We start from the raw sequence: 11,756 nt of genomic DNA on the forward strand, positions 1-11,756 counted from the left end.
GCCACCGCCTCCCAGATTCACAATATCGTCTTCTTCCCGACCGAGAAGGTCGATCGCGACATCGACCTCCACAAGAAGGCCGTTATGAAGCTTCAGGCCTTCCATACCGCCCTGGGCGAGGACTCACAAATCTATTCCGAAACCGAGGAGATCGATTCATTCGGCCTCTTTGACCGTGACATCCAGGAAGAGCGCGACGAGCGCCTCGACTACCTCATGGAGCTGCGCCGCTTCAGAACGGCGCAACCGGCCGAATTCCGCCGCATCCAGGCGCTCCCCGTCCGCGCTCGCGTCGGACGCGCCAACAAAGCCAAGTCCGGCGGCACGGTCGCCTTTATCCGCAACCGCCGCCGTGACGCCTTTACCCTCATCCCCGCCGCGGGGGACCCGCAGGACCTGACGTTCGTGGAGTGCGCCCGCGAACTGCATGCCAAGCCATCCGAAAAACCGCTGCCGCTCCCCGCCGGACACCACGAGCAGGTGCGCCTCGCCGTCGCGCACTTCGAGGCCGCGATCCAGTCCGAACTCACGGCCAACCGCAAAGTGACCTCCAAGCACACCCCCGCGGAGCAGAGCGCCCTCGCGTTGCTCAAGACGCTCTCCGGGTTCCACCTGCTCAGCGCCGAAGAGCAGCACCTCTGCCGCGTCGCCTCGGAGGCGGTCGGCAAGGTCCGGTTCCAAAAGCTGGCGGGCAAACTCTCCGCGCTCGCCAAGCGGCACAAGCGGGAGCCGATGCCCGTCGCCGCGTTCATTGACAGCGCCCTCGCCATCCTCAAGGCCTACCCGCTGCTCGAACCCTCCAACCCCGACCTGCCCGAAGCCCCGCCGGTCGGCATCACCCCCGACATCATCATCTCCGAATCGTTCGCCTGAAGAAGAAGGTGGCGCAGACATTCCTGTCTGCGCCACGGGACGCCACATGATGAAAACGCTCGAACAGATCCGTGACCGCCGCCTGACGGTTCCCCTGACCGCGTCATTGAGTGCATCGGCCGCAGCCCGGGAGCAAAGTGGCGGAAAAGCGGTAATACCCTTGAAAGAGGGTAAAATAGAGTGCAATATTACCAGCGATTTGGGTATTAGGTAATCCATATGGGTATTTTATTGGGTAGCCACGGAACCTCCCCCGAGGTCCGTTCCGCCATCCGGCTGATCCGGAAACAGCGTGTCATCCTCGACGCCGACCTCGCCCGTTTCTACGGCGTTACCACCAAACGCCTGAACGAGGCGGTCAAGCGCAACCACAGCCGCTTCCCAGAGGATTTCGCGTTCCAACTGAGCGAACGGGAATACGCAGCTCTGCGTGCGACGGCTTATGATGAACCGTCGCAAGCAACAGATGCGCCACCCGCATGCGACCATCCTTTGAGGTCGCAAATTGCGACCTCAAAGGAGAAGCGCGGCGGGCGTCGCTATCGCCCCTACGCTTTCACTGAGCATGGCGCAATCATGGCCGCGACCATTCTCAAGAGCAGACGGGCCATCGAAATGAGTGTTTTCGTCGTGAGAGCCTTCGTCCGCATCCGCGAACAACTCGCCGCCTCGACCGCGCTGGCCAAGCGGCTCGCCGAGATCGAGAAGGCCCTGCTCACGCACGATCAGGCGCTCATAGACCTGTACGAACAGATCCGGCCCCTGCTGCTGCCGCCGCCCGAACCGCCCCGCAAACCCATCGGCTTCTCCGTCCGCGAGAACCGCGCCCGCTATAGAACCGCTAGAAGAAGCCACACAGAGTCAACGTCCTTGCCATGACCCTCCAAGCCACCCTCCAAGCCCCCTACTCCCGCGACGCCTGGATCGCGCTCCTGCGTGACCTGTTCGGCCCCTCTGCCGCGCTCTTCTCGAAGCCCGCCCCCGTCACCGACCCCGGCTTCCAAGGCGTATTCACCCGCGTCCTGCACCTCGGCGACCTCCAAACAGCCGACGGCAAAACAGCCGCCCTTCTCGACATCGAAGTCGCGCCCGATCTCAGCCTGCCGCGTAACCGCGCCGGCATCCGGCACCTCGCCGCTCGCCTGATCGACGGCAGCAAGAAACAAGGAATCCTCGCCGCCTTTCACAACAGCACTTCCCCCGACTGGCGCTTCTCCTTCATCATTCGTGAGAAGTCCCTCGACATCGCCACCGGCGAGACCCTCACGCACGAAACCCCCGCCCGCCGCTTCACCTACCTCCTCGGCCCCTCCGAAACCTGCCGCACCGCCGCCGAACGGTTCGCCACGCTGCAAGGCCGCGCCGTCACCCTCGCCGACATCGAGACCGCCTTCAAGGTCGACAAGCTAACCAGGGAGTTCTACGGCGAGCTCTCCGACTGGTTTTTCTGGGCGCTGACGCAGGTGAAGTTCCCCGCCGACATCGAGAAGGACAAAGACACCCGCAACGCCACCATGACTATCCGCCTCATCACCCGCCTGATGTTCGTCTGGTTCCTGAAGAAGAAGGGCGTCATCCCCGACACCCTCTTTGACAAGGCCGCCGTTGACCACTGGCTCTCCTACACCGACGCCACCGGCAGCACCTACTACAAGGCCATCCTGCAGAACCTCTTCTTCGCCACCCTGAATTTCGATCCCAAGGAGGGCGCGCGCGGATTCGTCGAATGGGGTAAGAAGGGCGTTCTGGCCTACCGTTACAAACGCTTCTTCAAGCGCGGTGCCGCCGACCGTTTTCTCGACGTGTGCCGGGGCATACCCTTCCTCAACGGCGGCCTGTTCGAGAATCTGGACAAGGACGTCGAGACTGCCGCGCCACGCCGCCTCGACTGCTTCTCGAACGCGGAGGAGAACGAGAAGCGCCTCGCCGTCCCCGACTCGCTCTTCTTCGCCAAGGAACAGATCGTTGACCTTTCGTCCTTTTATGACGACAAGCGGAAGTCGGCCGTCCGGGTCAAAGGGCTCTTCGAGATTCTCAACGCCTACAACTTCACCGTCGAGGAGAACACCCCGTACGATCAGGAAGTCGCCCTCGATCCCGAACTCCTCGGCCAGGTCTTCGAAAACCTCCTCGCCTCCTACAATCCGGAGACCCGCACCACGGCTCGCAAGCAGACCGGCTCGTTCTACACCCCGCGCGAGATCGTGCAGTACATGGTCGACGAGAGCCTGAAGGCGCATCTCCTGCAGCAGATGGGGCAGGCATTCCTGCCTGCCGGTTCGCCGACCTCACACTCCCTTTCTGACTCATCCCCATCGCAGACAGGAATGTCTGCGCCACCCTGTGCTGGACAGGTTCTCCCGTCCGGCGACCCGGCCAAGGTGGGGCAGGCATTCCTGCCTGCCCATTCTGCCGCCTGGCAGATGGGTGCGGATGACGCGCTCGCCATCTTCCGTCGCCGCCTGCCGCATTGGCGTCATGATGGCGCCATCTACTGGGTCACCTTCCGGCTTGCGGATTCCATTCCTGCGGACAAACTGCGCGCCTGGCAGGAAGAACGCGCAGTCTGGCTGCATCACCACCCTGCGCCTTGGACCGAGAAGCAATGGGCCGAATACGACAAGCGGTTTGGCGAGCGGTTTGAAGCGTGGCTTGACGCTGGCATGGGCTCCTGCGCCCTCTCTCGTGCCGACGTTCGACAGGCCGTGACGGACTGCCTGCTCCGCTTTGACGGTGAGCGCCTGAACGTTCACGCCGCCGTCATCATGCCCACTCACGTTCATGCCCTGATCGAACCCCTGTCCGATGGCGCCGACAAGGTGGGATCGGCAAGCCGTCCCGAGCGGCAGACAGGAATGTCTGCCTCACCCTGCAATGAGCTCTCCACACTCTTGAAGGGCATCAAGGGCGCCAGCGCCCGCATGGCCAACAAGCTTCTCGGCACGTCTGGAACCTTCTGGCTTGATGAGTCCTATGACCACATCGTCCGCAGCGAGAAGCAGTACGTCCGCTTTCTGGACTACATCGCGCAGAACCCGGTCAAAGCGTCACTATGTGAAAGCGCTTACTGGCTCTACCTGCCTCATCAAAGGGTGGGGCAGGCTGTCCCGCCTGCCGATCCGGCCAAGGTGGGGCAGGCATTCCTGCCTGCCAGTCAGCCAACAGCACACGCCCCTTCTGACTCATACCCATCGCAGACAGGAATGTCTGCGCCACGGACAGGAATGTCTGCGCCACCGCATGCCGACCCCAAGGTGGGGCAGGCATTCCTGCCTGCCCTTCAGCCAGAGCTGTCCCAGCGTCTCGACGCCCTCTTCTCCTACACCGACGAGCCGCTGCATTTCACCGAGGCCGAGCGCGCCGCCATCGTCCAGGCGCTGTTCACCTGCAAGATCCTCGACCCTGCCTGCGGCTCCGGGGCGTTCCCCATGGGCGTGTTGCAGCAGATGGTCCATATCCTCAACCGGCTCGACCCCGACAACACCTATCTCAAGACCCAGGCGCTCAAGCAGGTCGAAGAAGAGACCCGCGCCGTGGTCAACGACGCCTCCGCCCTCGACGACAAGATCGAGAAGATGCGCGACACCCTGCGCCTCTTTGACGAGACCGCCACCCGACCCGACTACGCCCGCAAGCTGCTCCTGATTGAGAACAACATCTTCGGCGTCGACATCCAGCCCGTCGCGGTCCAGATCGCCAAGCTCCGCTTCTTCATCTCCCTGATTGTGGAACAGCCCACGTACGGTGGCGCAGACATTCCTGTCTGCGCAGGGCAGGCAGGAATGCCTGCCCCACCTTGCAACGACGACATCCGCCCCCTGCCGAACCTGGAAACCAACTTCGTGGCGGCCAACACCCTGATCGGCATCGCCAAGCCGGCCGACACCCTTTTCGCCGACGACCCGCAGGTGGCCGCCATCGAGAGAGAACTCAAGGCCAACCGCCACCGCCACTTCTTCGCCCGCACCACCCGCACCAAACTCACCTGCCGCAAGGAAGACAAGCGACTGCGCGACCGTCTGCAGCAGCGGCTGATCGCCCTCGCCTCCAAACCCGACGAGGCGGTAATTGCCGACAACCTGGCCCGCATCGCCAAACTCGAAGCCGACCGCATCCGCTTCCTCGACGAGAAGTGGGAGGCGCGCAAGCAGGCCGTGCAGAACGACCTCTTCGGCGCGGCCAAGCCCGAGCAGCAGGCGCTTCCCCTGCGCGTGGACGTCAACAAATCGCGGCGCGAGGCGATCGACGCCGACATTCGCCATTGCCAGGCCCGCATCGCCGCCGAGCGCAGGAAGGCCGAAAACAACGCCTTCACCCGCGAAGCCGAGAAACTCGCCCTTTGGGACCCTTACGACCAAAACGCCACCTCCCCCTTCTTCGACCCCGAGTGGATGTTCGGCATCACCGGCGGCTTCGATGTCGTGATCGGCAACCCGCCGTATGTGCGCCAAGAGTCGATCAAGGACCAGAAACCGTTGCTCAAGGCCCAGGGCTACGAATCCTTTGAGGGCACGGCCGATCTGTTTGTCTATTTCTACGAGCGCGGGCTCAAGATGCTCGCCCCGGAGGCCCACCTCTGCTTCATCACCTCCAACAAATACCTCCGGGCCGGATATGGCGGCAACGTACGCGCATTCCTTTCGGGCAGGAATCGCCTCCGGCAACTGATTGATTTCGGCGACGCGCCCGTGTTTGAGGCCATCGCCTACCCGAGCATCCTGCTGGCGCAGCAAGGTGCGCCCGCGAAGGGCCACACGCTGCGGGCCTTCACCTGGCGACCCGGCCCGGCGATCACCGAGTTCCCCGCGCTTTTCGCCAAACACGCGTTTGTTCTGGAGCAGTCCGCGCTGCGGCCTGAAGGCTGGCAACTGGAGCGGCGGGAGGTGCTGGCGCTCCTCGACAAACTCCGCGCCGCCGGCACACCCTTGGGAGAGTACGTGAAAGGCCGGTTCTATTACGGCATCAAGACCGGCCTGAACGAAGCCTTTGTCGTGGACCGCGCCACACGCGACCGCCTGATCGCCGAGCACCCGTCGTCCGCCGAGATCCTCAAGCCCTTCCTGCGCGGCAGGGACGTGAAGCGGTGGCGGTGCGCCTTCGCGGAACAGTACCTGATCAAGATCGCATCCTCGGAGAATGCCAAGCACCCGTGGTCCGGGATGGAGCCGAAGCGGGCAGAGGCCGTCTTCGCCAAGACCTTTCCCGCCGTCCACGCATTCATGCGCTCCTATCGCCAGGCGCTCATCACCCGCGCCGACCAGGGCAATTACTTTTGGGAATTGCGATCCTGCGCGTACTGGGATGTCTTCAGCCAGCCCAAGATCATATACCCCGACATCTACGAGCACCAGTCCTTTGCGTGGGATATGGAGGGTTTCTACTCCGTCAACACCACCTACTTCATTCCAACGGATGAGAAATGGCTGACGGCGCTGCTCAACTCAAAGGCGGTGGAGTGGTTCTATTCGCAGACCGCCAACCGCATTCGCGGCGGTTACTTGCGGGCCTTCTCTGACTACATCTCGCAGATCCCCATCCCCTCCGCGACACCCGCGCAGCAAGCCGCCCTCGCCGCCCTCGTCGGCCGCATCCTCGCGGCCAAGGTGGGGCAGGCATTCCTGCCTGCCGGTCGGCCATCGCCACACGCATCCTCTGACTCATCCCCATCGCAGACAGGAATGTCTACGCCACTCGCCATTTCCGCCCTCGAAGCCGAGATCGATCGGCTGGTTTACGGGCTCTACGGCCTTGCCGCGCCTGAAGTTGCGATTGTGGAGGGACAAGTTTCGTGAGCGTCTTTCCTCGTCTCTTTAAGTATCTTTCCCCTGATGGGATAGATCTGCTGGTTAACCGTCGCCTTAAGGTAACACCTTTGAGCGTGTTTAATGACGTCTTTGAGTTCCGACCTGTGATACAGGATCAGATTCAACCAGAACTAATTGAGTCGCTTGGCCAATCCGATAATATCCTCCGCGAAATATATAGAAAGGGCAAGTCAGATGGTGTTATTAATGGGTCATTCGCTCAGTTCGCAGCAGAGTATCAGCGATCTGTTGGGCAAAACAAGAGCGCCATTGCTGATGCTGCTACACAACTCATTCGCCGAGAGGTCGCCAAATGGCCTGACAAGCTCTGCATGCAATACGGAGTTGTTTGTTTGTCCGCCGTCAGGGACTGTGAACTAATGTGGGCACACTACGCGCAGTATCACCGAGGCTTGGTTGTTGAACTGGATATCTCAGGACTGCCTGATGTGGATCTTCGTCTTGTTCATTACAGTCAGGATCGGCCAACGCTCGACTTGAGTGTTGTCCAAGATGCCCAACTGGTGGCCGAAGCTGGAGATCGTTTGCTTTGGACAAAGAGCATCAAATGGAAATATGAACGGGAGTGGAGAGCCAAAATTCCAAAGCGGTGCTTGGAAACAGATGGTGCAGTCGATACGAGTTCAGTATACCTGCTGTTGCCTCCCGAAGCTATTCGAAGCGTGATTATTGGCATAAGAACGAACGAAGACTTACGTGACCGTGTGGTGAGAGCTATGGATACACCTGATCTGAAGCATGCCTCATGTCTTCAAGCGTGTATGCACGAGACCGATTTTAAGATCGTTATACACAAGCTAAAGCCCGGAGATAACTGATGAAACATGTGAGCCACCTGCAGGCCTCATTGCAGCCAACATCCGCATGCGGATGTTTCAATTGGCCTATGAAGCAACGATTGACGCAATCGTATTGACGTCCTATGTTCTGTTATGTCAAGAAGAAGGAAAACTTGAAGGAGCCGAGCCAAATGAAACAACGCAACCCGATCATTGCAATTTGTTACGACTTTGACGGCACATTATCCCCTGGTAATGTTCAGGAGTATGGATTCCTTCCCGGTCTAGGGGACAAAGCAAAGACTTTCTGGGCCGAGTCAAACGAACTCGCGAAAAAGGAAAATGCCGACCCCATCTTGACTTACATGTTATACATGATTCAGAAAGCGGCCGAAGCAGACATCGGAACAAGGAAGACCGACTTTGAAGGGTATGGCAAGACCGTTAAGTTTTTCGACGGCGTAAAGACGTGGTTTTCGCGAATCAAGAAATACGGCGCGAAACATGGTATAGCCATCGAACACTACATTGTTTCTTCAGGCTTGCGCGAAATGATTCAAGGAACCTCCATAGGCGATGAGTTCGAGAAAATATACGCATGCTTCTACATGTACGACAATAACGATGTCGCCAAATGGCCCGCTGTTGCCGTGAATTACACAACGAAAACTCAGTTTTTGTTCCGAATTAACAAAGGAATCGCGGACGACAGCGACAACAAGAAAATCAACAAGTTCATTCCCGAGCATAAGCGCCGTATCCCATTTGCCCAGATTATATACATTGGAGATGGCGAAACGGATGTTCCCTGCATGAAACTGGTTAAAGACAAAGGTGGTCATTCCATCGCCGTATATGACCCGCTCAAGCCTGACAAACAAAACGAAAGCGAGAAACTCCTCAGAGATAAACGTGTGAATTATGTTGCACCCGCTGATTACTCAAAGGGCAAGAGGCTTGATCTGTTGGTCTCTGCGATCATTGACAAGATTCTTGCGGACAGTACGTTATGCCGACTTGACGCACAAATTGAAGAACGCAATATGGGAAACCTCGATGCGGAGGTCAGCACTCCCGAATTACCGATATCAACAACAGAGCATAAATCATGATCATCGAGTCCAACTGCGGGGAATGCGACCACAACTATGCCCTTAGTGATACGGAAATCGCGATTGTGGAGAATTACTCATGACCGAACAGGCCAACCATCATACTGATTTACCGGCTGTCAAAAAACAACGCATTACCTTGGAAGACGGCGACAAGCTAGACCGGAAGCAGTCAATTGACATTCTGACCCGTTTGGTTAAAAGCGAACCAGGCCCTCTCGTCTTGTCCATCGATTCTGCTTGGGGCACAGGCAAGACCACCTTCATCGACATGTGGGAACATGAACTCACAAAGGTGCCCGATCCGTACCCGGTGATTCATATCAACACATGGGAGACGGATTACACCGATCAACCGTTTGCATCATTGATTGTATCGATCCGCAAGTATGTGGCCGACTTCGACCGCGATGAAACAAACCTTGTTGAAAAAGGCTGTGAGAAATTCTCACGAACGGCCTGCAATTTGCTACACAACTTGCCTTCAATCGCTGTTTCCGTGGCATCAGGAGGGGCTGTCTCATTAAAACAAGCATTCGGCGGCCCGGATACATGTGACGAGATTGAACGCTATGAAGCATTCGCCAAGGCGATAGACACGTTCAAGCTCGAACTGACTGATTTTGTTGCCTGTGTGTCAACCGCACATGGAGGCAAACCTGTGCTTCTGATGGTTGATGAACTTGACCGCTGCCGACCGACGTATGCCATCGCCTTTCTGGAAGTCATTAAGCACCTGTTCTCGGTGCCCAGGCTCATCTTTGTTTTGGCAATCAATAAGGATGAGCTTGCCAAGTCGATGAAAGCCATTTACGGCGAGAGCAGCGATACCGTCGGCTATCTGAGACGCTTTTTCGATGTGGACTTCCGGCTTCCAGACCAAAGCGTTAACAGTTTCTGCGATCACCTGTTAGCGCAATATCATATCTCAGAAAAGCTTAGCACTGCGGACGACAAATATGGCTCGCTCGGACATCTGCAACTGGTTTTGCGGTTTCTTGCCAACGACACACATCTAGACCTCCGATCAATCGACAATCTAGTAAGGAGATTTTCGATTATCTTATCAATCTCGCCAAATATTCAGCCTGTGTCTGCTTTCATTGCGTTGCTTTTGTTTGTTAAGCGATTCCGACCGGATGTATATGCTTCTTTGCGAAACGAACACTCGTCGCTACGCGTCTTACTTGATAATCAGGACGCCTCTCATCTTCGTGGCATATTGAGTCGTATCCCAAGTACGACGCGGCTGGAGACAAATATGATTGTTCAAGGCTACGCTGAATATGGTGCTAACCAAGGGAAATTTGCTCAACTACTTTACGATATGAGACAGAAGCGGACGCAGAATATGGATGAAGTAGCAACACGTATCAAAGCCTATCAGATTGCAGAGATGCACGCAAAGAAAGCCTTTGGTGACGCTCCGTTCTATCGCTCCTGTCTGGATGCGATTGAACTGGCCAATAGTTTTGATGTCTCCTAGCCAGTGTCTTACCGATAGCCACGCGGATATTTCATAGGCCCTATGATTATCACAAATCCCAAAAGAGTGCGCAGACTCCAAGCAGCGAGGCGCAGCCCTTACCTGCCGATGCTGACCTTTGACATTCAGACGCTTTGCAAAAAGATCGCCAAAGCTCATTTTCCAGACCTACGGCTGCCGGTCTTTGTCTCTTTCGTGGAAGACGAGACCTTGGCCTGCGTTGTGAAGGAGACCGACCGCGCAGACATTTTTATCCACGTCCTGATGAATGACCCATCCACACCCCGCCAAGTCTTCCATCACGTTCTGACACACGAACTAATTCATCTGATCGTGCCGTATGAAACGATCAACGGCAAAGAGGTCTCCCACACACCCACGTTCTGGCTGCATGAAACCCGACTCGTGCCCGAACGGTCGGTCTCGTGGACCTGGATCTGGCGTTCTTTTGGCCGATGCCTGCGGCGCGATTACAAAAACGAGAGAATGTGTGTGACGAAAAAATGGAAAAGCTATGCCAACAGTACGCGGCCTTCATGGGGGGCGTGCAAGCGCGTGCAACCTTCGGACACAGGCGGGGCATGCACGCTATGAACACGATGCGGTTGCGTATGTGCCACGGAGCAGGGGCCGGGCAGCGTCTTTGCATCCTCGCCGCCAAGGTGGGGCAGGCATTCTTGCCTGCCGGTCGGCCCTCGCCACACGCATCCTCTGAGTCATCCCCATCGCAGACAGGAATGTCTGCGCCACACTATGCTGGACAGCCTCGCGCGCCCGGCGACCCGGTCAAGGTGGGGCAGGCATTCCTGCCTGCCGCGCAGACAGGAATGTCTACGCCACGGACAGGAATGTCTGCGCCACCCGCCATCTCCGCCCTCGAAGCCGAGATCGACCGGCTGGTCTACGATCTCTACGGCCTCACCGCGTCCGAAGTTGAAATTGTGGAGGGATAAGGTATGAGCACAGCCAGGGAGGGACACGTGAAGCAGGACATTGCCGCCGCTGTCGATCTGCAAGACCGGATTATCACCATCCGGGGGGAGAAGGTGATTCTCGACAGCGACTTGGCGGGAATCTACGGGGTGGAGACCAAGCGCTTGAACGAGCAGGTGCGCCGGAATGCAGACCGGTTCCCGTCAGACTTTGCTTTTGTTTTGACACCGCAGGAGGCGGCAAACTTGAAGTCGCAAGTTGCGACTTCAAGTTTTCATGGTGGACGTCGGAAAATCCCCCGCGTCTTTACCGAGCACGGCGCGCTTATGGCGGCCAATGTGCTCAACAGCAAACGAGCGGTGGAGATGAGTGTGTTTGTGGTGCGCGCCTTCACGAAAATGCGTACCGCGCTCTCCGATACCCGCGAACTCGCCCGCAAGCTGGCATCGCTCGAACGCGAGGTCAAGTCCCGGCTCGATTCGCACGATGCCGCCATCGTCGATGTCATGCAACGCATCCTGGACTTGATCGATCCGCCGGAACATCCTGCTCCACCGCCACCGCCGCGCCAAATCGGCTTCAGCGTAAATGAGTCCTCTGCCAGATACGCCACCCGTCGTCGAAAAAGCCAAAAAGGAGAATAGTCATTCAGCAACCTGAATCCGAAAGGACCACCCCATGACCCAACCCATCCGCAACATCCTTTGCGACCTCGGCACCATCCGTGAGAATCTGCTGGCATTCTCAG

Annotated in this window: 6 protein-coding genes; all 6 read left to right on the forward strand. The window is 57.8% G+C overall.

What is annotated here, in order from left to right:
- Positions 1-1,092 precede the first annotated feature (1,092 nt).
- On the forward strand, positions 1,093-1,752 hold the full coding sequence (locus FJ222_05810) for an ORF6N domain-containing protein (GenBank protein MBM4163940.1): 660 nt from the start codon (positions 1,093-1,095) through the stop codon (positions 1,750-1,752).
- Complete coding sequence (locus tag FJ222_05815; GenBank protein MBM4163941.1) at positions 1,749-6,665, forward strand: hypothetical protein; 4,917 nt, start codon at positions 1,749-1,751, stop codon at positions 6,663-6,665. Before FJ222_05810 ends, FJ222_05815 begins: the two co-directional genes overlap by 4 nt.
- Positions 6,662-7,516, forward strand: a complete 855-nt coding sequence (locus FJ222_05820) for a DUF2971 domain-containing protein (GenBank protein MBM4163942.1) — start codon at positions 6,662-6,664, stop codon at positions 7,514-7,516. The genes FJ222_05815 and FJ222_05820 overlap by 4 nt, the downstream gene beginning before the upstream one ends.
- 152 nt (positions 7,517-7,668) lie before the next feature.
- Positions 7,669-8,589, forward strand: a complete 921-nt coding sequence (locus FJ222_05825) for a haloacid dehalogenase-like hydrolase (GenBank protein MBM4163943.1) — start codon at positions 7,669-7,671, stop codon at positions 8,587-8,589.
- 79 nt (positions 8,590-8,668) lie between these two features.
- Complete coding sequence (locus FJ222_05830) at positions 8,669-10,075, forward strand: hypothetical protein (protein MBM4163944.1); 1,407 nt, start codon at positions 8,669-8,671, stop codon at positions 10,073-10,075.
- 956 nt (positions 10,076-11,031) lie between these two features.
- The gene (locus FJ222_05835; protein MBM4163945.1) at positions 11,032-11,652 is read left to right on the forward strand and encodes an ORF6N domain-containing protein; all 621 of its coding nucleotides are present in this window, start codon (positions 11,032-11,034) and stop codon (positions 11,650-11,652) included.
- Positions 11,653-11,756 lie beyond the last annotated feature (104 nt).

It is taken from the genome of Lentisphaerota bacterium (genome assembly GCA_016873675.1).
GTDB lineage: Bacteria > Verrucomicrobiota > Kiritimatiellia > RFP12 > JAAYNR01 > VGWG01.